This is a genomic window from Hymenobacter siberiensis (genome assembly GCF_018967865.2).
Classification (GTDB): Bacteria; Bacteroidota; Bacteroidia; order Cytophagales; family Hymenobacteraceae; genus Hymenobacter; species Hymenobacter siberiensis.
The window spans coordinates 2,252,016-2,274,235 of the sequence record NZ_JAHLZY020000001.1 but is presented as its reverse complement, the minus strand read 5'-3'; the positions used below and the strand labels follow the sequence as shown (position 1 = coordinate 2,274,235).

Annotated in this window: 20 protein-coding genes and 1 pseudogene; 5 read left to right on the top strand and 16 right to left on the bottom strand. The window is 62.8% G+C overall.

Going from position 1 to position 22,220, the window contains the following annotated elements; genetic code table 11:
* Nucleotides 1-35 precede the first annotated feature (35 nt).
* From KQ659_RS10105 to KQ659_RS10095, 3 genes are all read left to right on the top strand, one after another.
* Nucleotides 36-593, top strand: coding sequence for a BLUF domain-containing protein (locus KQ659_RS10105; protein ID WP_216688897.1), 558 nt, complete (start codon nt 36-38; stop codon nt 591-593).
* Between the two features lie 76 nt (nt 594-669).
* Complete coding sequence (locus KQ659_RS10100; RefSeq protein ID WP_216688898.1) at nt 670-3,342, top strand: hybrid sensor histidine kinase/response regulator; 2,673 nt, start codon at nt 670-672, stop codon at nt 3,340-3,342.
* Between the two features lie 80 nt (nt 3,343-3,422).
* Nucleotides 3,423-4,076, top strand: a complete 654-nt coding sequence (locus tag KQ659_RS10095; protein WP_216688899.1) for a hypothetical protein — start codon at nt 3,423-3,425, stop codon at nt 4,074-4,076.
* Nucleotides 4,077-4,224: 148 nt separating this feature from the next.
* Here the strand turns inward: KQ659_RS10095 and KQ659_RS22215 are convergent.
* Nucleotides 4,225-5,307, bottom strand: a pseudogene (locus KQ659_RS22215) (IS701 family transposase).
* Nucleotides 5,308-5,360: 53 nt separating this feature from the next.
* Here KQ659_RS22215 and KQ659_RS10080 point away from each other — a divergent pair.
* Together KQ659_RS10080 and KQ659_RS10075 are read left to right on the top strand one after the other, a co-directional pair.
* Nucleotides 5,361-6,245: a hypothetical protein gene (locus KQ659_RS10080; RefSeq protein WP_216688902.1), complete on the top strand. Its 885-nt coding sequence runs from the start codon at nt 5,361-5,363 to the stop codon at nt 6,243-6,245.
* Nucleotides 6,182-6,337: a hypothetical protein gene (locus KQ659_RS10075; RefSeq protein WP_216688903.1), complete on the top strand. Its 156-nt coding sequence runs from the start codon at nt 6,182-6,184 to the stop codon at nt 6,335-6,337. Before KQ659_RS10080 ends, KQ659_RS10075 begins: the two co-directional genes overlap by 64 nt.
* 8 nt (nt 6,338-6,345) lie before the next feature.
* On the opposite strand, the gene KQ659_RS10070 is transcribed toward KQ659_RS10075, so the two are convergent.
* The 15 genes from KQ659_RS10070 to KQ659_RS10000 all read right to left on the bottom strand — a co-directional run bounded on the left by KQ659_RS10070 (nt 6,346) and on the right by KQ659_RS10000 (nt 22,220).
* Nucleotides 6,346-7,101, bottom strand: coding sequence for a DUF4184 family protein (locus tag KQ659_RS10070; RefSeq protein ID WP_216688904.1), 756 nt, complete (start codon nt 7,099-7,101; stop codon nt 6,346-6,348).
* Nucleotides 7,102-7,137: 36 nt separating this feature from the next.
* The gene (locus KQ659_RS10065; protein WP_216688905.1) at nt 7,138-8,055 is read right to left on the bottom strand and encodes a beta-1,6-N-acetylglucosaminyltransferase; all 918 of its coding nucleotides are present in this window, start codon (nt 8,053-8,055) and stop codon (nt 7,138-7,140) included.
* Between the two features lie 12 nt (nt 8,056-8,067).
* A complete protein-coding gene (locus KQ659_RS10060) occupies nt 8,068-9,477 on the bottom strand; it encodes a lipopolysaccharide biosynthesis protein (protein WP_216688906.1) in 1,410 nt (469 codons plus the stop codon).
* Nucleotides 9,478-9,626: 149 nt separating this feature from the next.
* Entirely contained in the window at nt 9,627-9,782 is a 156-nt protein-coding gene (locus KQ659_RS10055) for a hypothetical protein (RefSeq protein ID WP_216688907.1), read from the bottom strand.
* A 209-nt stretch (nt 9,783-9,991) separates the two neighbouring features.
* A complete protein-coding gene (locus KQ659_RS10050; RefSeq protein ID WP_216688908.1) occupies nt 9,992-11,161 on the bottom strand; it encodes a glycosyltransferase family 2 protein in 1,170 nt (389 codons plus the stop codon).
* Nucleotides 11,162-11,226: 65 nt separating this feature from the next.
* On the bottom strand, nt 11,227-11,901 hold the full coding sequence (locus KQ659_RS10045; RefSeq protein WP_216688909.1) for an acyltransferase: 675 nt from the start codon (nt 11,899-11,901) through the stop codon (nt 11,227-11,229).
* Between the two features lie 257 nt (nt 11,902-12,158).
* Nucleotides 12,159-13,355: a glycosyltransferase gene (locus tag KQ659_RS10040; protein WP_216688910.1), complete on the bottom strand. Its 1,197-nt coding sequence runs from the start codon at nt 13,353-13,355 to the stop codon at nt 12,159-12,161.
* Nucleotides 13,348-13,977, bottom strand: coding sequence for an acyltransferase (locus KQ659_RS10035; protein WP_216688911.1), 630 nt, complete (start codon nt 13,975-13,977; stop codon nt 13,348-13,350). The genes KQ659_RS10040 and KQ659_RS10035 overlap by 8 nt, the downstream gene beginning before the upstream one ends.
* Nucleotides 13,974-14,891, bottom strand: a complete 918-nt coding sequence (locus KQ659_RS10030; RefSeq protein WP_216688912.1) for a glycosyltransferase family 2 protein — start codon at nt 14,889-14,891, stop codon at nt 13,974-13,976. The genes KQ659_RS10035 and KQ659_RS10030 overlap by 4 nt, the downstream gene beginning before the upstream one ends.
* 36 nt (nt 14,892-14,927) lie before the next feature.
* Nucleotides 14,928-16,481 (bottom strand): O-antigen ligase family protein, encoded by a 1,554-nt coding sequence (locus tag KQ659_RS10025; RefSeq protein WP_216688913.1) that lies wholly within the window; start codon nt 16,479-16,481, stop codon nt 14,928-14,930.
* A gap of 52 nt (nt 16,482-16,533) precedes the next feature.
* Nucleotides 16,534-18,681: a GumC domain-containing protein gene (locus tag KQ659_RS10020; RefSeq protein ID WP_216688914.1), complete on the bottom strand. Its 2,148-nt coding sequence runs from the start codon at nt 18,679-18,681 to the stop codon at nt 16,534-16,536.
* Nucleotides 18,678-19,430: a TolC family protein gene (locus KQ659_RS10015; protein WP_226915810.1), complete on the bottom strand. Its 753-nt coding sequence runs from the start codon at nt 19,428-19,430 to the stop codon at nt 18,678-18,680. Before KQ659_RS10015 ends, KQ659_RS10020 begins: the two co-directional genes overlap by 4 nt.
* Nucleotides 19,430-20,599 (bottom strand): sugar transferase, encoded by a 1,170-nt coding sequence (locus KQ659_RS10010; RefSeq protein WP_226915572.1) that lies wholly within the window; start codon nt 20,597-20,599, stop codon nt 19,430-19,432. Before KQ659_RS10010 ends, KQ659_RS10015 begins: the two co-directional genes overlap by 1 nt.
* A gap of 12 nt (nt 20,600-20,611) precedes the next feature.
* Nucleotides 20,612-20,989, bottom strand: a complete 378-nt coding sequence (locus tag KQ659_RS10005) for a response regulator transcription factor (RefSeq protein WP_216688916.1) — start codon at nt 20,987-20,989, stop codon at nt 20,612-20,614.
* Nucleotides 20,990-21,035: 46 nt separating this feature from the next.
* Complete coding sequence (locus tag KQ659_RS10000; protein ID WP_216688917.1) at nt 21,036-22,220, bottom strand: glycosyltransferase family 4 protein; 1,185 nt, start codon at nt 22,218-22,220, stop codon at nt 21,036-21,038.

Below are 22,220 nucleotides of genomic sequence, written 5' to 3'. Positions count from 1 at the left end.
GCTACCAACGGGGCGACATCACCTTCGCCCAGCTTGTGGCGCGGCTGGAAACCAATGTATACCAGCGCCTGTACCGCAGCCGGTCCACGTATCGCCCCAGCGAGGCGCAGCTGCGGGAGATGCTCGCGCTGGCCCGCCTCCACAACTCCCGCAAGCAGATTACGGGGCTGCTGCTCTACAGCGAGGGCATTTTTGTGCAGATGATAGAAGGGCCCGCAGCCGAGATTCGGGAGCTGTACGCCCGCATTCAGTGCGACTCCCGGCACACGCAGGTAGAAACGGTGAGCGAAAGCCTCCTACCCAAGCGCAAGTTTGCCGAATGGAGCATGGACTTTGACCTGGCCGAAGCGCCCGAAGTGGAACGGGTGCTCGGCGCGATTAAGACCCAGCATCCACTGCCCGCGGCTGCCCGCGTTCTCCATCGTCAATACCCGCTTGCAAACGCTGCTCCAGGCGTTTATCGGCCGCCGGGCCAGTGGCCCCGCTGCATTATCCACGAATTTTTCCTCCGCTTTTCCCCTGCCTCATCCTGGGCAGGGCCGCCCTGTGCACCATCATCGGCCACCTGCTTACCGGCGGTAACTCCGGGCTAATGGTGCGTTCACTAACCCGATTTTTTGTTCCATGAAAACAGCTTTCTGCCCCCCGGTCGCGGCCTTACCTTTCCAAATGGCACTGGCAGCTGCCGAGCAGCGCATCCAGCAGCTCACCGCGGCCCTGGCGCAGGCCCGGAAAGCAGAGCAGATGGTGGAACACGTCTCCAAGGGGCTGCTCGAAGGCCTGCTGCTGCTGGATGCCACGGGCACCATTGTGCTGGCCAACCAGCGCTTTTTCAGCTTACTGGGCTTGTCCGATGAGCCGGATTCCTGGCACGGCCAGCCCTTGCAATGCCTGGCAGCCCTGGTGCAGCCGCTGGTGGCCGCGCCCGCCGAGCTGGTGCGCTGGGCCGAGCACGAGCCGCACAAGCTGCAGCAGGGCCGGCCGGAATTGCTCCGGCTTCACTGCGGCCCCGTGCTGGCCTGCGAGATAATGCCGGCAGCGGCTGATGCCGGCCCGGCGGGCACCTGGCTGGTACTGCTACGCGACGTGAGTGAGCAGCAGCAGTACCTGGCGGCACTAAAATCGATTTCCAATATTCCTTACGAAAACCCCAGCCCCATTGTGCGCATCGGGGCTAACCGGCAGCAGCTTTATGCCAACCCGGCGGCCAAGCGCGTGGGCCTGCGCCTGACGCGGTCCGAGCAGGTGCGGCTGCAAAAGCAGCTGCGCTGCGCCGCCGCCGCCGCCCTGGCGCAGGCCACGGCCCAGCAGCTCGAAGTATCGATGGGTGAGCTGCTATACAGCGTGGCCGTGATGCCATTCCCGCAGGAAGGCTACGTCAATCTGTATTTCTCCGACATCTCGGAGCGCGAAGCCATGCGCCGGCAGTTTGCCGAGCATCAGCAGTTTACCCAGCAGGTGCTCGATACCATTCCCGCCCTGGTTTTTGTGCGCGATACGAAGCAGGAGCTGGTTTTCCAGAACCCGGCTATGCGAGGCCTGATGGCCAACTCCGGCATGGTACGGCCCGACGCCGTGGCCCCGGATAGCGTGCAGGCCCGGGAGCTGGCCGGGTACGCGGCCGTCGATGCGCAGGTGCTGGCCACAGACCAGGAAATAACCGTCGAAGAGCCCCACACCTTGCTCGACGGCACCACGCACTGGTTCTATACCGTGAAGCGCCCCCTGCACCGGCCCGATGGCACGGTGCACGTACTGGGCGTGAGCACCGACATCACGGCCCTGAAGCAGAGCCGGCAAACCCTGGAGCGCAGCGAAAAGCAGTACCGCGTCATGGTGATGTACAGCCAAGCCCTCATTGGCACCTGTGACATGCAGGGCATCGTCATCAACGCGAGTCCGGCCCTGGCCCGCCTGCTGCACGAAGATGCGGCCAAGATGGTCGGCACGTCGGTAACCGTGCACATGACGGAGGAAGACCGCGAGGGCTTTTCATTTTACCTGGAGCAGATTGCCCGCACTGGTGAGGCAGCGGGGGTGTTACCGGTGCATCCGCGCGGCAGCGACCAGCTGCGCTACCTGCACTACCACAACTATGTGGTGCGCGAGCCTGGCCAGGAACCCTACATTGTATCGCACAGCCACGATATTACCGGGCGGGTATTGGCCAGCAAGGAGCTAAAGCGGGCCAAGGAAGCTGCTGAAGCCGCCGTGCGGGCCCGCGAAAACTTCCTGGCCAACATGAGTCACGAAATCCGCACGCCCATGAACGGAGTGCTGGGCGTGGCCAATTTGCTAGCTAAAACATCCCTCAGCCCCGAGCAGCAGGAGTACCTGCGCATCATCCGCCGCTCGGGGCAGCACCTGCTGGCGGTGCTCAACGATGTGCTCGACATGGCCAAAATCGCCTCCGGCAAGCTGGAGCTGAATCTGGAATCATTTAATCTGTGTGATTCGGTGACGCATGCTTTACAGCCGCTGGCCTTGCAGGCCCTGGAAAAGGGCCTGCGCTTCGAGGGCACGCCGCTGAGCGCCACCTGCCCCTACCCCATGGTGCAGGCCGATGCCCACCGCCTGAACCAGATTATGCTGAACCTGGTGAGCAACGCCATCAAATTCACGCCGGCGGGCGGGCGGGTGAAAGTGCAGAGCGAGCTACTGGGCGAAACCGCCGACACGCTCACCGTGCGGTTTCGCGTGACCGACACGGGCCTGGGCATGCTCCCCGAAGTGCAGGCACGCATCTTCGAAAGCTTCACCCAGGCCTACGCCGATACAGCGCGGCACTTTGGGGGCACGGGCCTGGGCCTGAGCATCAGCCGAGGCCTGGTAGAGCAGATGGGCGGTGAGCTGACGGTAACCAGCGCCCCCCACGTGGGCAGCTCCTTTGCCTTCAGCCTCACGCTGGCCAAGGCCGTGGTGCCGGCCGCAGAAAGCCTGGCGGAAGCCTTCGATACCGGCGTGCTGGCCGGCTTGCGGGTGCTGCTGGTGGAAGACAACGACATCAACCGCTTCGTGGCCCGGTGCACCATGCAGGAGTGGGGCGTGGTGGTGACCGAAGCCGAAGATGGCGCCAGCGGGGTGGCCCGGTTTGCCCAGGAGCCCTTCGACCTAGTGCTGATGGACATTCAGATGCCCGGCATGAGCGGCCTGGACGCCACGGCCATCATTCGGGCCCATCCCGAGCCGGCGCGGGCCGCCGTGCCCATCCTGGCCCTCACGGCCAACGCCTTCCACGCCGACCACGAGCGCTACCGCGCCGCCGGCATGAACGACTGCCTGGCCAAGCCCTTCGAAGAAGCCGAGCTCTACACCAAGCTCCTGAAGCTGCTGCGCTACTAATACGCTGAATTTTAGCTGCTAACACTGGATAAACCCAGCACTGGCTCATCACGATGCTTTCGGATTTGTCACCTCCTTCCATGAAAATCACTGCTTTTCTTCGTTGCAGCTTGCTAGCCTTTGCCACTGCGGCCTGCGTGGCACCCGGCCACGTGCTGCAGCACCTGCCTTCGGCCGTCAATAACCATCTGCTACCGCCCCTGGAGCCCACCGTAGCAACGGATGCGCTGAACAACATCGACAGCGCATCGCACGATGACCGGCTGCGCTTGTTCCAAAACGAAATTTACCGCAATGTGGCGGAGCCAACCAGCATGACCAGCCTGGGCTCGGCCCTGCTGCAGGTGCCCGAAGTTGAGGTGAAGCGTACCGGCCGCATGCTGCAAGTAGTTCAGCTGCTTACGATGCTCACGCCCAGCCTCGTGGGTCTGCCGCTGGAAACCTACCAAACCACCCTCACGGCCCGGGTACAAATCCGGGACCTGCAAGGCAAAGTGCTGGGCGAATACGAGGGCCACGGGCAGGCCAGGGTGCAGGTGGCGATGTACTACGGCTACTCGCAGCGGCACGCCCCCGGCCTGTCCGATGCCCTGGCCCTGCGCATGGCCCTGGCCCAGATTCGGCAGCAGCTCGACACGGCGGCCACCCGCCTGCGGCCGCTGCTGCTGGCCGCCGGCCCGGTCGTGACCACCGGCGGGCACCCCGAATCCAAGGCCGCCGCCGGCCAGCATTAGCGCTACCTGTCGCGGGTTCGCATAATCCTCCGATTGGAAGCCGGGCCGCTACTTTATGCCCCACCCCCTTTCTTCTTATCACCCTATTTCCATGGCTGCATTTATACATTTACGTACATTTTTAGCACTGATTACTTATATACTGATGTTACGCACGGAGTTGGCCGAGTTGGTGGTACATGGCTTTCAGGCCGACGGTATAGAGCTGGGCTTTGAGGCGGAAATGCCCGATGCCGCACTTGAGCTTAAGCACTTCCAGTTTGGTGTAGGCCAGCACGGCGGCGAAGAAATGGGTGGCCTGCGTGGCCGGGGTTTTGGTGGGCGCCTTGCCCATCGAGGCGTTCTTTTTGAGCGACTTGTGGTATTCTTCCACACAAAAAGCTTGATGCGCTTTTCCACCGTCTCTGGTAAATCGTGGTCAGTTGGGCCTGGTCCAGGTCGGTGTCGCTGCTGACCAAATACAGAATGCCCTGACTACCGTCTTGGTTTGTGAAGACTTGCTTAGTTACGAGCACCGCCTCTTGGACGGACCACAAATAGACGCGCAAAGGCTGCGTATCGGGAAACACCAGCGACTGCACGGCCTGGAGCTGGCCGGCGGCCCGCGCGGCCGCGCTCAAAGCCACGGTGCGGCTGCTTTCAAGGGCAAAAACAAAGTGGTGGCCCAGCGCCCGCACCAGGCTCATATTCTCGGCCGAGGCGTACCAGCTGTCGGCCAGCAAGTAGCGGTAGGCCACCTGTTGCTGAGCCACGCGCAGCATTTGCTGCAGTACTCATTCTTGGTGAATGGACTCTGGTAGCTGGTTTTCTGGGCCTTGGGCTGGTAAACGGGCACGGTTTTGCGCACCAGCTCGACGGCAATGGGCAGGGCCAGTTCGCCGGCCTGATAGAGTAGGCTGACAAAGTTGAGGCCCTTGACGTAGCGCTGCTGACTGTGGTCCCAATGCTTGCAAATCAGCTCGTTGGCATCGGTGTGCGCCTTCTCCAGCACCGAATCGTCCACGATGAGCACCGCGAACTCGTCGGCCGGTCGCCGGGCCTCGGCCTGGCGAATCAGGGGCTTGGCCTGCCGCCAGATGTCGGCCGGGCCGTAGGTGGTCTGGCTCAGCCAGCGCGTGACGTGGTCGTGGCTCAACGCCCCGTCCAGCAGCCGCGACAAGCCCGTGGCCGTGGTCGGGCCCGTCGAACTTAGCAAATAATCTGTGTACAGGTCCAGCGTGCAAGTCATCATAAGCAGTGTTAACCGGCCAACCAACTCAACGACTGCGTAATATCAGTTATATATTGACTACTCCGCTGCTGAGCTATGGGCAGGCAGGCAAACCCGTAGCCGGCCTGGCCGTGCTCACCGGCCGGGTGAGCGGCGCCACCACCGATTCGGTGGTCGTGTCGCTGCGCGAGAACCTGCTTGAGCCGGCGGAAAAGCTATTCCGCACGCGCCTGAGCAGCAAGGGCGAGTTCCGGCTGGCCGTGCCCGTGAGCGGCCCCACCAAGGCCGATTTGGTGTACGGCGACGACGTGGCACCGCTGTTTCTGGACCCCGGCACCGATATGGACGTGCGCTTCAGGGGCAGCGACATGGCGGGCACCTTGAAATTTAAAGCCAACGACGTGCCCACCGGCCTGGCCACCAAGCTGCGCAACGGCGCCAACCTGACCGACGAGCAGCGCCACCGCCAACAGGCCGCCAACGCCAACAACTACCTGGTAGAAGCCGATGCCCAGTTTGTGGAGAACGGTGGCTTCCAGGTACTGCCCGATAACATTCAGCTCTACGAAGCGCCGTTTCTGTCGTTTCTGGAGTACCGCCGCAAGCACGAGTTCGAGTTTCTGGAAGACCACGCGGCCAGGCAGTCGTTCACGCAGGATTTCTACAACTACGCCCACGCCGAAGTGGTGTACGCCTATGCCAACGACAAGCTGACGTTTCAGGACCTGCGCGAACAGGTGGTGAACACCGAAGGCCGCCTGAAAATGGCCCCCGACTACTACAGCTTCCTGCGCGAGCCCGACCTGCTCAACGAGCCAAGAAGCTGCCCGGCGTGCAGCTGCACCTCAGCGGTAGCCTGCGCTCGGCCCTGGCGCAGGTCTATGCCTTACAGGACGTGCCCACCTACCTGCTGGTGGGCGAAGACGGCACCTTTCTCAATATCAGGCCCAAGCGCCTGAGCAGCCGCGCCGCCATGGACGAAATCAATGAGTCGTTCGGCAAAGCCAGCACCTATACGATGGCCATTGAGCTGGCCGCCGGCAAGAAATAAGCGAAGGGTCAGGCCACGTTGCGCAGGCCCGCACGCGGCCGCCGCATCGCAACCCCGGACGCCACCACCACCCCCGCCATGGCCGCCGATAGCGCGGTGACCACAATCTCGAAATTATCGAGGGCAAAATCGGCCAACAGCAGGCGCAGCAGCAGCAGCGTCAGGGCCGTGCCGCTGGCCAGCAGCCAGTAGCGCCCAATGGTGCCGGCCGGCACGGCGGCTACTACCAGCTGGGGCAGCCGCCACACAAACCGCAGCAGCAGCGCGGCCCCAAAGGTGGAAGTGAATACCGCGAGTACCACGAATACCGCCGGCGAAAACGGCCCGATGTGCAGGTGCGCTTTCAGCCACGGGAAGTATGGCACCAGCTGGCCCCGGCGGTGCGTGAAGCTGTCCCAGATAAGATGCGTGGCGGCCCCGATGATAATGCTCAGTAGCACCACCACGTAGTGCCGGCGGAAGTAGCGCCCCCAATCCGCGTCCTGAAACCGCGCCAGCCGCTGCCGCAGGAACCGGGGCAGGTGCGCAATGAGCGGGTCGCGCACCACCCCGTGAAACAGAAACGCCAGCCCCAGCGAAACGGGGCAGCTGAAATACAGAATACTGGCCAAGGTATGGCTGTGCCCGTTGTACAGACCCAGCCGCAGAAACTTCTCAAAATCGGGGGCAATGCTGCTTATAATCAGCCCCGTAGCCGAAAGCCGGGTTTTGTGGTGGCGCAGCAGCGGCAGCACCGCCGCAACGTGAAACAGGGTAAAAGGCATTGGCAGGAAAAAAACGGAACGGCAAAGAACAATCCTTCAGCGCACAGCTGAAGCCTGCGCGGTGGGTATCAGGCATTGGCCCATCGGCTTTATTTCTGCGGAAGTGCGGTGCGCGGCATCCAGCGCGTCTAGTACGGCGGCATCCGGATTCGGCGCAAACTTGCGGGCCCAGAGCTTGGGCGAGGCCAGCAGGGCCGGCAGGTCGGCGCGGGTGAGGGTGCGGGGGCTGGGGCCGCCGCCGGCCCAGTCGATGTAGCGCAGGTTGTCGTTGACGATGCTGGGGCGGAGCGGCGAATTATACAGAATAGTGTGAATCAGAAACTCGTCGGAGCCCCAGGTGAGGCGGGCGAAACGTCGTAGCCGTGGCTGGCGGTCCAAGAAGGCGAGCAGGTAGGTAGCGGCGGCGCGGCTGAGCGTGTACCAGCCGCCCATGTTGCCGCCGTGCAGCACGTAGGGCAAGGGAAACCGGCGTTTGGGCAGCAGGGCATTCAGAACTTTCTGCACGGCGTGGCTCCCGGCAAACGGAAATTCCGTGAGGTGGTAGCGCTCCACGCGGCGCGCATTGGCCTGCCACCAGGCCGAGCCCAGCGGCTCGCACTCAATGAAGGACTGCCCCACCTGCTGCTGAAAAAACCGATGAATCTGCTCGGCCGATTTCAGCGGGTAGTCCTGGCCGCTCAGCACGTTGATGAAGTCGTAGTGGGCGAAATGGGCCAGGATTTCGCGGCTGCCCGCCAGAACCACGTTGGTCAGGCTGTAGCCGCCCCATTGCACGTCGAGGCGCGTGCGGGTGAAGAACACCCCGGCCCGGTCTTGCAGGCGGGCGAAGGGCGACAAATCGGCTTTTTTATCGATGTGGATGTAGCAATCAGCATTGGGGTGCGCCAGGGCAGCGAGCAGGCGCGCCAGCTGCGCGGGGCCCTGGTGCGTGAGGATAAGGTGGGCAATGCGCATTTGGAGAGTCGGTTAGCGGTTGGGTTTTGGCGTTGGGCGGCTCATATTCCAGGCCGCTGCGTCGTGGGCGGGTGCCAACATGGCCCGGCCCGTCAGGTGCCGGAACAGGCGTTGGATTTCCAGCAGCCCATCCCGCAGGATTTCCGGGATGGCAATGGGCAAGGACTTATTCAGCAGAAAGTAGCCGAACACAAACCCGGACACGATGGTGGGCAGGCTGGCCAGCGCCACGCCGTAGATGTTGTGGCAAAAATGAATGCCGATGAAGTCGCCGGCCACATTCACGGCCAGCATCAGCAGCACCTTCAGCAGGTTCAGGCGGGGCTTGTTCAGCACGTCGAGGGCCACGCCGCTGAAACGGTCGATGGGAAAGAGCACGGCCATGGCGATGGCAATACGGAGCAGGTTGGCGGCCTCGGTACCGGCATATTTGCTGCCCCCGATGAGGCGAATCGGCACATCGGCCAGTAGCACGGTGGCCACTATCACGGGCAGCAGCAGCCAGGTGAGCAGGCCCGCGTTGCGCCGGATAATGCGGGCCATTTCCGGCGTATTGCCCTGGTTGAAAGCGGCCGAGAGCGAGGGCATGGCCGTGGCCATAAAGCTGCGCAGCGGAATTTCGATGATTTCCATGAAGCGCTGGGCCAGGTTGTACACCGCCAGCGGGGCCGGCCCTAGCAGGAAGTTGATGATGAACGTATCGGAGCTGCGCAGCAGGCTGGAGCCGATGTAGCTGCCCACGCTATACTTGCCGAAGTGGCTCAGCTCCCGCACGCAGGCGGCGGTGCGGGCCGGCAGGTCGCCGATGCGCGTCCAGCCCATGAGCAGGGCCACGAGGCTGGTGAGCGCGGCAGCCACAAGGTTGCAGTACAGCACCCGTTCCAGCGTGGTTTGGTGCAACAGCATGAGCGTGATAATGCCCAGGATAAAGGTGCCCTGCGTGAGCAGCCGCAGGTAGAGCAGCTTGTCGAACCGCAGCTGGGCCTGCAGCACGCACGCCGCCAGAAACGACGGCAGCGTGAGCACAAACGTGACCGGAAACCACTTAATAAACAGCGCCAGGCTGATATTGGCCACCGGGCTGGGCCACAGCCGAGCCAGCAGCGCCAGCGCAATCAAAGTGCCGGTGATGAGCAGCGCCAGCACCCAAGTCGAGCCCACTACCTCGGCCGCTCGGACCCGCGACGCGCCCGAATACGAGCGAATAAACGCCGTGGTGATGCCCCCGGCTCGCAACGCATCGCCCAGGCCCAGGATGGAAACAAAAAACACCCAGGCCCCGATTTCCTGCACCGACAAGGCCCGAAACAACAGCGAAACCGACACTACCGTGAGCCCCGACGCCACCAGATTGCCGGCCAGCGACAGCGCCTGGTTGTTGCGCAGCAATGGCCTGAGCTTGTTGAGGAAGGGAATTTTCATGCGGCAGGAAATCAGAGCAAAAAGTACTTAGCGGCTATCTGGGTCGGACCGAAACTTTCCCTGGGCTGACAGGCTTACCGCGTTGGAGCGCCATAAGCCTGTCAGCCCAGGGAAAGTCGATTGATTGGGGCAGCTTATTTGTCGGTGGCTTAGTGGGCCGCCGGACGATGCATGCTGCGGCCGTTCTTCATGTAGCTACGAACATGCTTTTGATAGGCCGAAGGCTTTCCGAAGCCTAAAATGTTAATGGCGTTAGCAGTTGGCGCGAAGAACAGGATGGCGAGAATGATGGTGAGGGTACGCATGGTTGGATAGGGAAAGTGTGAATTCATTTAGAAAATTGTGGTGAGGGCAACAACGATGGCAACCAGGAGCACGGCTTCCGCGTCCGAGCCAAATTCGGGCTATCTTACGTTATTTCAATTGTTTATGGTTGATGCAAACCCAGGCGGCGTGCTTTGGGTCGGTGATAAGCGGGGGCCGCTGCTTGAAGCATGACCTCCTGTTTGGGTGCCTATTGCGCGGTGGCTACAGCGGCGCGCTGGGCCTTATCCCAGGCGGCCGGCTGGGCCTTGCGCACGAAGCGCCAAAAACCCTGGAACACAGCCACGTTCATCATCGTGAAGTAGAGTGGCACCAGCAGCGGGCCCGCCGCCCGGCCCCGCGCCGCCAGCCGCCAGCCCAGCCCGGCCGCCGCATAAAACCCCAGCTGCGCCGCCAGCATGAGCGTGTACCAGCCGCCCTCGGCCACGGCCAGCAAGCCATTGAGCGGCAGCAGCAGCGCCAGCAGCAGCGGCGTGAGGCTCCAGCGCAGCACCCGGTGCGACACGTACAGAAACACCACCACCGGCTGCCGCAGCGGGTTGAGCAGCGCCGGCAGCCGGCTTATGGCCTGCCAGCCGCCCGCGCAGATGCGCACCTTGCGCTTCATCTCCTCCCCCAGCGAAAAGGACGGCGGCTCCATGGCGTAGGCCCGGGGCTCGTACACCACGCGGTAGCCGGCATTCACGATGCGCATCGACTGCACGAAATCGTCCAGAATGGTATCGGCCTCCAGCGGTTTGAACAGCTCGGTGCGGAAGGAAACCAGCTCGCCCGCCGCGCCCATCAGGCTGTAAATGTCCGAGTCGCAGCGCTTGAGCAGCGACTCGTATTTCCAGTACAGGCCCTCCCCCGCGCCCGACGGGCTGCCGTCGGCCTGCACCCGCTTCTCGCCTGACACGGCCCCCACTTGCGGGTCGGCATAATGCTTCACCAGCTCGCGCACGGCCTCGGGGTTGAGCAGGGTGTTGCAGTCGGTGAAGACCACGCAGGGCGTGCTCACGTAGCGAATGGCGCGGTTTTCGGCCATCGACTTGCCACCCCGCGCCGGCAGGTGCAGGTGCCGCACGGTGGGATAGCGCGCCAGTACCTCGCCCGAATTATCGTCGGAGCCGTCGGTGATGAACAGCAGCTGGAGCTTATCGGCCGGGTAATCCAGGGCCAGGCAGTTCTGGACTTTGGCAGCCAGAATATCGGCCTCGTTATACGCCGGCACTACCAGCGTGACCTCGGGCTCGAAAGCAGGCTGCAGGGCTGGCCGGCGGCCCCGCGCCAGCTTCGCCCAGGCCCAGACTATCAGGCCGTAGCCCAAATAGGTGTACAGCACCACGGCCAGAAACAGCCAGAAAAGCAAGGTTAGCATCGTGTAGGGATTTTCATTGAAGTGATTGATTGTGCGGTGCCGCTCAGCGGCCGGGGAGCGGCGCGCTAGGCCGGAGGCCTTTCCCAATTGCCGGAAGCGGCGCTGTACTGGCGCAGAATGCGCGCCGGATTGCCGCCCACCACAGAATAGGGCGGCACGTCTTTGGTGACCACGCTGCCGCCGGCCACCACGGCGTGCTTGCCGATGCGCACACCGGCCGTAATCACGGCGTTGGCCCCAATCCAGACATCGTCTTCCACCACGATTTCGGCCGCCGTGCATTGCTGATAGCGGATGGGTTTGGTCACGTCCGCGTAGCCGTGGTTCATGCCCGAAAACACCACGTTCTGGGCAATAATCACGTCGTTGCCGATGCGCAGCGGGCCAATCAGCACGTTGGCGATACCCACCAGGGTACGCGCCCCAATCACGATGCCACCCATGCCGTTGGCCACCGTGGTGTAGTCTTCAATAATGGAATCGGCCCCCAGCACGAAGGCGTTAAAGGGAATCAAATCGCGGCGCACGCGGCGCAGCAGCGAGCCGCGCCCATAGGTATGCACGAAGGGGTTGGCAAGCCACTTCACCCACCAACGGGGCCGCGCCCGCCGCGGCTGAAACAGCAGGTACGCGGCCAGCTTTTTCAGGCGCGGGTCGCTTTTGATGCGGCGGGCGAAGCTGCTTTTTTGCGGCTCAGCGATGCTGGCAGCCGGGCTGGCTTGGGTAAGAATTGCGGCCATTGGATTGGTTGGGAATGGTGGGATAGCGGGAGGCGTAACCCCGGTCTGACCGCCCCAGGCGGTCAGACCGGTTGTCGTTGTTTATGCGACCGGTTGCCGTAGTTGTTTAGCGGAACGTGCTGGCGGCAACCGGTCAGACCGCCTGGGACGGTCAGACTGGGATTACGCGTTCTCACTAGCACGCAGGCCTTTCCAGAAGCCATAGCCGAGGCAAAGCAGGGCGGGCAGGGCGATGATGTCCCAGGGCATGAGGCGGGCTAGAGGACGCTGCTGGCTTTGGCAGCGTGCGGCGTAGGCAGGAAGGACGTTTTGGCTTTTTTGAGTTGGAGCAGCGCCAGCGCCATGGCCCCCAGCGCCACCGGCAGGTGCGCGGCGGCTCGCGCCACCTGCCGGCTGTAGAGGCGGCGGGGCAGCGCCAGCAGCAGCGCCGCGCCCGTGCCGCCCAGCAGCGCCGCCCAGAACCCCGGCGTGGGGCCAAAAGGCAGCACCCACGATATGAGCACTAGCAGGGTGAGCAGGCCCAGCAGCAGCACCCGGGGCAGCAGGGCAGTCTGCACTATTTTGTCGAAAAACTCCCAGTTGCCGCGCCCTAGCTGCCGGAAACCCTCGCCGGAATACTTCCCAAGGAATTCCCACTGGGCGGCCATCCAGCGGGTGCGCTGGGTGCCGAACACAGCGGCGCTGCCAATCTTTTCGTCGTAGACCAACGCGGCCGGCAGGTAGGCAATTTTCACCCGGTCGCGCAGGATGCGAAAGTCCAGCTCCTTGTCCTCGCCGGGCGTGTCGCCGATGTCCTGCAGTAGGCGTTTGAGGTAGTCGTATTCAAAGGCCATGCCCGAGCCGATGAGCGACGGCGACATACCCAGCCGGGCGTGGCCCAACCGGAAAATGTGGTTGTTGATTTCCTCGTTGCAGGCATCGAGCACGGCAAACGGCGAGTCCAGGTTTTTGGCGGTGCGGTGGCCCTGCACCACCCGGTAGCCGGCCGCGAAAGCGTTGTTCACCTGCGTCAGGAAATCAGCCCCCATCACATTGTCCACGTCCAGAATTACGGCCACGTCGTACTGGTCGGCGGGCAGGGCGGTGAGGGCGACGAGCAAGGCCTTGCCCTTGGTGCTTTGGGCGAAGTTGACTTCGACCACGTTCACGCCCTCAGCCTTCAGCGCTGCTACCGTATTGGCTTGCAGGCCGTCGGCGATAACGCAGACATCGACGGGAACGGCATAAGCGTGGGCCAGGGCGGCGGGGGCGGTTTCCCGAATCACGGCATCGGCGTGGTAGGCGGGCATTAGCACGCACATGCGGCGCGGCGGGCCGCTTGCGGCGCGGGCAGGGCGCGGGCGGGCGGGCAGGTGCCCCGCCAGCGCGAAAGCCAGTAGGTATACCACGTTCAGCAGCAAGTAGGCGGCGGCCACGTACAGCGGCAGGCCGACCCAGAAAAGCAGGCTATTCATGCCGCAGGTTTTTGATGGGTTTGGCCGGCACGCCGCCTACCAGCGTGTAGGGTGCCACGTCTTTGGTGACCACTGCGCCGGCGGCCACGGCCGCCCCCTCTCCTATCGTCACGCCCTTGAGGACCATGGCGCCCATGGCAATCCAGACGTTGTCGTGAATGCGGATGGCCCCGGTTTTACCGGCCGAAAAGTGGCTGGCGGCATCGTGAAAATCGTCGTCCATGATGACGACATTGGGCCCGATGCGGACGTTGCGGCCGATATCCACCCCGATGCTGACGGAAATATGCGCGCCGTTGATGCGTGAATTATCGCCCACGCGCAGGGTAGCGCCCCGGCTCACGAAGATTTTAGCCCGCTGAATATCAGACCATATGCGTACCTGGTCGCCCAGAATGACGCGGCCCGCGTTGCGAAACAGCGGCCGGCCCTTCACCGAGACCCGCTTGCCGAGCTGGGTATTATTCAGGTAGAAGCGGGCCGCCGCCATCTTCAGCAGGCCCGCGCCGAGGTCGCGCACCACGCCGAAAGCCAGGCCCAGCTTGCTCAAGCCGGGTTGCTGCTGCTGGAGCAGGGCCAGCCGCTGCACCAGCAGCGGCCGAAAATCAGATACCACAGTCATGGCGTTCGGACGGAAAGAAAGTGGTTGTGATGAACATTGTGCGGCTGCAAGTGCCAGCGCAGGCCGCGCCACAGGGCCCGCAGGTGGTCGTGCCGGGCACTGAGCAGGAAGGTGAGCGAATGCCTAGGCACAGCCACCAGCAGGAAAAACAGCACCCCGCTCCAGAGCTGCCAGCCCCGCACGTTGCGGCGCATAAACAGCAGCCGGTTGCGGTACATGTAGTGGGTTTTGAGCACCGAAGTCTTGCCCACCGACACCGATTCCTTGTGCAAAACCGTGGCCGCGCCCACGTAATGGCATTCGTAGCCGGCGCGCCGCACCATCTGGCACCAGTCGTGCTCCTCGTAGTAGAGGAAGTACAGCTCCGGCATCAGCCCCACCTCGCGGATGACGCGCATGGGCAGCATCATGGCCGCGCCGTGGGCCAGGCCGGTGGCGAAGGAGCCGTTGTGCTGGCCCGCATCTGGCTCCTGACTGCCAATGGTGTGGCCCCGGCCAGTCCAGGGGTTTATGCCCGCGCAGCCGGCGTACTGGATGAGACCGGCGGAATGGTAATAGCGGATTTTGGGGGAAGCAATGCCGGCGTGCGGGTTGGTTTCGAACAGTGCCACCAGCGGTTCCAGCAAGCCGGGGGCCACTTCGGTGTCGTTGTTGAGGAAGAAAACGTACTTGCCCCGAGCCGCTGCCACGCCCAGGTTGTTGCCCCCCGCGAAGCCCCGGTTTTGCGCCGAGCGGATGAGCTGCACCTCCGGAAACCGCGCGGCAATGGGCGCGGGGTCCTCCGTAGGCGAGCCGTTATCGACCACAATCACTTCGTAGTTGGAATAGGTCAGCAGCCGCAGCGAGGCCAGTAGCTCGCAGGTGATGCCGGGCTGGTTGTAGTTGACGGTGATGATGGAAACGAGCGGCTGCATAGGGAGTAAGTGGGAGTGATGTCGGGTAAAAAGCCGTCATGCAGAGCGCAGCGAAGCATCTCGCGTGCTGCCACTAATTCTACTAATTGAGTCACCATTGCACGCGAGATGCTTCGCTGCGCTCTGCATGACGGGCTGTTCAGCATCACGCTCTGCATATCCCTTATCCAGTGCCGGCCCCAGAAAAACGAAGGCCCAGCCGATGTACACAATCATGGCCGAGGGCATCTGATTCATGACTTCGTTGCCGTAGCTGCCCATCAGAATGCCCATGAACCCGGCCGTGAGGGCCAGCAGCTTTTGCCGCAGCAGCGGGTCGCGGATGCGCCAGACGATGCCGCAGCTTTTGCCCAGGATGTAGAGCATCATGCCGAACCAGATGAGGAAGCCCACGATGCCGTACATGGCCCACACTTTCACGAAATAGCTGTCGGGCGCAATGGTGGAAAGGTATTTATCGGCGTTGTACTTCTCGCCCCACATGCCAATCACACCCACGCCGCCGCCGAAAGGCCGGGGCCCCAGGTACTCGCGCAGCCGGGCCTGGTTGCGCAAGCGCACTTGCAGCGAGGGGTCGTTGGGGTCGAGAGAGGTGCGCATGCGGGCCACGCTGGGGCTGGCGTTGCCGATGGTGGTATACTTGAGCACACCAAACGCGCCCACGGCCAGCGCGCCGCCCAGCACCAGCACCTTCACCTGCTTGCTGAGCACGAGGTACATAAACACGCCCGCGATGAGCACGAACATGGCCCCGCGCGTACCCGAAATCAGCATGCCTTCCAGGCAGAGGGCGCTGGCAAGACCAAAAATCACCCGCTTCCACCACTTGAACGGGCCCAGCGCCAGCACCAGGCACACCACGCAGATGTGCGCCTGCGAAGCCCCGAACTGCGCCGCCTCGCTGTAGTAGGAAAATACCCGCAGCACCCCGAACAGGATGTGCGTTTTGGCCGCGCCCGAATCGAGCCAGAACTGCTCGGCCACATCCGGCCCGAAGGCCTTTTGCTTGAGCCCATAGAGCGCCCCGGCCACCGAAAAAAAGATGACCAGCGTGAGGAAAAGCTTGAGGTCTTTGGCCCGGTAAAACAGCATCATGGCCAGCGGCACGCTCAAAAACCAGTAGAACGTGGTGCCGCGCATCTCATAATACCAGCCCAGAATGCTGGCCCCGGCGGGGTTCACTATTTCGAGCACCGTGATGACGAACCAGGCCAGCCCCAGCTTGCACAGGTCGTTGTTCACCCGCGACCAGTCGGCCACTTCCCGGTTGCGGTGGAAGATAACGGCCAGCCACACCAGCACCAGAATAGCATCCATGCCCAGCCCAAACGGCGCGCCCTTCAGGTGCCGGTTGATGGTCATCACCAAAAAGCAATACCCAATGAAAGCCACCACGCCCAGCCTCGGATGCTGAAACAGCAGCGCCAGACACAACACCGCAATGGGCAGGCCCACCAGCAGGCCGGGTATCATAATACCCATCCGACTAGCCAGCCAGCCGGTGCCCAACGCCAGCAGCACGGCCCCCGGCAGCAGCAGCAGGCTGCCCAGGGCGGGGCTGAAGGATATGGGGAGGGACAGGGATTTCATGGGGGATTGGGGAAGGCTAGCTTAATTGACCGTTGTGCAGCGCATTCTGCTTTCAGGCCACTTTCGCGGCTGGAATAACCAAGTCTGTACTATCATAGCGGGCCACGCCGCAGAGCACGATTTCGACCGGCGCGGCGGTGGCGGCGCGGAGGTCGGCCACGGCTTGCTGGTCGGTGAGTTTCCAGCTGCGGCTGGCTTTGAGGGTGAGCAATACCAGGCTCAATTCCGGGAGCAGGGTGACGGGGTAGGTGGCTTCGAGCAGGGCCGGGAATTCGATGAGCACCAGCTGCACATCGGCGGCGCGGGGCTGGGTGAGCTCGGCCAGGTTCCAGCGGTGCAGGGTGGCTTGCGCGGGCGAGTAGTAGCGGGTGTAGTCGTTGGCCGGGCCGGCGTCGGTGCCTTCGGGGTAGAGGGCCAGCGTGGGCAGGCCGCCGGCATTGCAGCTTTGGGCCAATGACTGAACGACAGTGGTTTTACCCTCTTGGCGCAACGGGCTCAGCACGCCGGCCACAAAGGGCCGGGCGGGCGCGGCGCTCACCCGGCGCAGCACTTGCCGGGCCAGGTGCTCGGCGGCGGCGTGCTCGTAGCTGTGGTCGCGGGGCTTGGGGGCTTTGGCGGGCTTTTTGGTTTTTTTGAAGGGGTGGATGGGGTGCGCCGGGAGCAGGCCCAGCACCGGCAGGCCGGTTTGCGCCTGCGCCACCGAGGGCATCCGCAGCGATTTATCCAGCAGACCCATGCCCAGCAGGGTGGCCGCCACGAAGAAAAAGCCGCCAAACGCCCCGCCCGCCACCAGCACCAGGCGCTTGCCGCCCCTGGCCTGCGAGGGCAGAAAAGGCGGCGCCACAATCTTGAGATTGGTGGTCAGCTCATTGTTTTGCTGCGAGGCCTTGCTGTCGTTGAGGCTGGTGAACAGGGCGAAATAGGTTTTCTGGGTCAGGTCGATTTCCCGCTCGATGCGCTTGAGCATGGCCCCGAGGGGGGCCATTTTGTGATATTCTGCCATAAACTCGCCCTTGCGGCGGCCCATCACCTCCAGCTTGGCCTTGTTTTCGGTGGCTTCCAGCATGTTTTTCACCCATTCATCGAGCAGGCCCTTACTGGGAATGCCCTCCACGGAGTTGAGCTGGGCATAATGGTCGTTGAGGGTGGTGCGGATGGCCAGCACGGTTTCGGCGGCCTGCACCTGCAATTGCTGAGTGCGCGGGGCGGCATCAGTTTCCTGCTGCCGGGCAAACAGCTGCTGGTTAGCTATTTCCGTATTGAGGTTTTCCAGGTGCTTGCGCTGGCGCAGCAATTCGGCACTGCTGAGCAGCGACGCGCCCCGACCGGCCAGCTTCTTGTCCACGGCCGCCAGGGCGGCCAGGGCCCCTGCGTACTGCATCTCAATCTTGTTGATGTCGGAGTACAGGTACTCTCGTTCGCCGGCGATGTACTTCGTCTGCTCGTAATAGTTGATGATGTTGTTGTCGCGGTTGAAAACCAGGAATTTCTCTTCCGCATCGTTCAAACGCTTCAGGGCCTTTTCGGCTTCCACCTCGTAATAGCGGATTACGACGGCCGTCTGGCTCATGCGCAGGCTGCGGTACTCGGCCAGAAATACCTGCGTGGTAAGCGCCAGCGTGGCCCGGCAAATGGCGGCGTCCTCGGTTTCCAGCTCCAGCTTTATCAGGTCGCTGCTGTTGATACGGGTGGCATTCACCTTGCCCAGTGCCTCCACCGAGTACACAGGGTCGTGCGAGTTCAGCAGGCGGTACAGCTCGTTGGTATCGTTGGCACTGGCGTAGGCCGTCACGTTGCGCTGGGTAGCGGCCAGCGTGGGGCCGGTGAGCTGCCGGCGCAGCGCGGCCGGCAGCAGCGCCCGCATCCGCGAGAGCGAGGCCCAGCTCAATTGATTGGCATCCAGCTCTTTCAATTGCAGGTGGCTGGCCAGCAGGTAGCAGGCGGCATGCTCCTTGGTTTCGCGCGATTTTATCAGCGAGAGCAGGTTATCGAAGGCGTTGCTGGTCCGGAAATAGTCGCTTTCCGAGTTGCCCGTGAGCGAATAGCCCGAGGCAATGCCCGTGTAAATAGTGGTTTCCGAAGCGTAGGATTTGGCCTCATGGCGGGTAAAATAAAACAGCGAGCCGCCCAGCGCCAACGGCACCGCGAGCAGCAGTTTCCAGTTTTTCAACAGGAGGCGCAGGATATCGGTGGGACTCATTTAGCGGCGGCGGTCATCAGGACGGAGATTTTGCCGCCGACGAATTCTTCGAGGACCATGAAGGCAGTTTCGTACCGGCTGTGAGCATTTTGCTGCTCGATGGCGGCGTTGATGTATCGGTCATTCAGCTGCGACACCTCGCCAAGCAGCATTTCGCCGGCTTTGAACTGCTTCTCGGCCAGCTGATAGTTTACCTGGGCCGAGTAGTAGGCCTGCTGGCGCAGGGCCAGCACTTTGCGGTCGAGCAGCACGGTCTGGTACAGCTCAATGATGGACTGGCGCAGGCCGTCTTCCTGGGCCTGCTGCAAGTGCTCCAGCTTCTGGCATTGCAGCTGCTGCCGGTTTATCTGGTTGCGCCGGCTCAGGAGCCGGTCCAGCGGCAGGTTCAGGTTGATGGCCGTGGAATAGTGCGTATGCGACGAAGTGGTGCCGACATTGGGCAGCAGGCTTTGGTCGGCCACGGTCACGCTGGCAATGTTGCCGTAGCCGAAATTATTTGAGAGTATAATACTGCTCAGAATGGCCTTGCGGGCCATTTGCAGGTCTTCGTGCGTAATGCGCTGGTCGGTTTTGATGGCTTCGAGCGCGGCCGAGTGCTGCACGGCTGCCGCCACCAGCAGCGGCAGCGCCACCGCCGGAGCCTCAAAAAAAGTGGCTTGCCACGCCTCCGGCAGTGGTGCGGCTGCCTGGCCCAGGCCCGGCAGCACCAGCCCCAGCAGGCCCAGCAACAGCAGCACGAGTACCTTCATCACACGTTCTCCTTTTGGAACAGCGCCGGAATGGTGCGCAGTAGAATCTCCAGGTCTTTGCGCAACGAATGATGCTGGGCATACTCATTATCAAGGCCTTTACGCTCGTCTTCCGACATTGTGCCGCCCTTGCCGCGCTTCATCACCTGCCACAGGCCCGTGATGCCCGCCGGCGCAATAAACCGGGCCGCAAACTGGTCCGTCATCAGCTTTTCGGCCTCATACAGCGGCAGCGGACGGTTGCCCACAATGGCCATATCGCCGCGCAGCACGTTCCAGAGCTGCGGCAGCTCGTCAATGCTGGTGTTGCGGATGAAATGCCCCACGCGGGTAATGCGTGGGTCGTTGGCAATTTTCACGAAGGCCGCGCCGCCCTGCACCTTTTTATCGAGCCAGTACTGCTTCTCGCAAATCGCCGTGCCCGTGTCGTTGAAGAGCAGGCTTTGGCACCGGCCCGTGCCGCCAAGCACGCAGGCCGCGCACAGCCCAGCCGGGGCCGCAGCCGGGGCCGCAGCCGGGGCCGCAGCGTACTGGTTCAGGTTTTTCATCGAGGCCAGCAGCTGGTCGGCATCCGGGCGCATCGAGCGGAACTTCCAGAATTTAAACACCTTATAACCCGTGCCCACCCGGTACGAAAAGTAAAACACCGGGCCCTTCGATTCGAGCCGCACCAGCGCGGCCACCACCAGCAGCAGTGGCGAAAGCAGCACCAGCGCCGTGGCGGCGCACACTATGTCGAAGGCCCGCTTGCCCGGCGTTTTGCGGAAGGCATACTGGCTGGCCGCTTCGGGCGCGGCGGGCCGGTTCACGAAATAAATGCGCGCCAGCAGCTCCTTGCGGGCCATATTCGGGGGCAATACCTCCGCAATGCCCAGCAGCAGTGCCCGGGCGGCCGGAATCAGGTCGGCGTTGGCCAGCCAGAAAATGGGGCACGCCACGGCCAGCTCCTTTTTCAGCAGCCGCATCAGCTCCAGCCCCAGGCGGGAGGTGAGGGGCGCGACGTCGATGATGGCCTCAAAAGCGCGTTCGGGCTGCTGGCACAGGGCTACCATGCGGGCGGCGCTGTCGATGTGCAGCACCGCCAGGTCGTCGGCGTAGGTCTGCTGAAAGCGAGCCGCTTCCGCAGCATCGGCCGAGAGGTAAACGACGGTTTTTAGGGCCTTGGTCATGAGTCGCGGGGCTTAAAAGCTGAGCTTGCGCATCATGTTTTTCAGGCGCAGGGCCAGCTCTTCGGGGTTGAAGGGCTTCACCATGTAGTCGTCGGCCCCATGGCGCAGGCACTGGATTTTGCTACTACTTTCTTCCTTGCCCGAAAGCATGATGAGGGGAACGTGCCGGTGCAAAATACTGGTTCGCAGGCGCTTAATAAAGGCCGGGCCGTTCATCACGGGCATCTCGTAGTCGGCCACAATGGCGTCCACGTCGTTGCCGTCGTCCAGCCATTGCATTGCGGCCTGGCCGTTAGGCTGCGGCACTACCAAGTACTCATCCTCAAAGTAGCGCTTCAGGATAAGTTGGATAGTAGGCTCGTCGTCGACGACCAGTAAGGTTTTTTTCATGCTGATTTAACTTTAGAAAATCGAGGATTGGCCGGCCCGCCCGGGGTTACTGCTGGTATTCGATGGCCAGCTCCGCTACCGGGTGGTGGCGCAGTTTGCGGGGTGCCGCCGTGCTGCGCGGCACCTGCTGGTGGTAGAGCTGCTCGACCTGCCGGGTCATGGCCTCGGCCGTGAAGCCCGCCTGAATGGTCTGGTAGGCGTGCGCGCCCAGCGTGCGGCGCAGCTCCTGGCTGGCGACCAGCCGCTGGATGGCAGCGGCCAGCAGCTCGGGCGCTTTAACGGGCACGAGCAGCCCGTTCACGCCGTGCTCAACAATTTCCTTGGTGGCCTCAATAGTGCTGGCAATAACTGGTTTACCCATCGCCATCGCCTCCAGAATGCCAATGGGCAGGCCTTCCCACAGCGAAGGCAAACAGTAGATATCCAGCGCCTGCAGCACGTCGGGAATGTCCTGGCGGAAGTCGGTAAAAATGACCTTCGCTTCAATGCCCAGCTCCCGGGCCAGCTGCTGCGCCCCGGCCTTCAGGTCGCCGTTGCCCACCAGCAAAAACTTCACGTTGAGGCCCGCCGGCAGGGCTGCCACGGCCCGCAGCATGGTGAACGGGTCCTTCTGCGCCGTCATGCGGGCGATGTAGCCCACCAGCACCACGTCGGCGGCAATGCCCAGCTCGGCGCGCACGTTGTAGGTACGCAGGCTGGGGTTGAAGCGGTGCAGGTTGATGCCATTTTTGATGACCACGGCGTGGCGCATATCGCTGAATTCCAGACCATCGCGCCGGTTGCTTTCCGATACGCAGATGGTGGTTCCGGCCTGCCGCATCAGCAGCTTTTCGGCCAGCTGATAGACTTTGCGGACCAGCGGCTTCTGGTCGAGGTGAAACGACCAGCCGTGCACCGTGTAGATAACGGGCAGGCCCAGCTGCTTAGCGGCCCAAAAGGTGTTGGAATGCGCCCGCGTACCGTGTGCGTGCACCAGGTCAATCCGCTCCTCGCGCAGCAGCCGTTTTACCCGCCGCCAGGTGGCAACGTTGAAGGGCCGCTCGGTGTGGATGACGTGGGTTCTGACACCCATGGCCATGAGCCGGTCAATCATGGGGCCGGGCGTGAACGAGAGCACCACGGGCTCAAACTGCGACTTATCCAGGGCATGCACCAAGTCCAGGACGTGCGTTTCGCCGCCCCCAATCTGCCCCTGCCGAATGGTTTCCAGTACTCGTATTTTGCGTGGCAT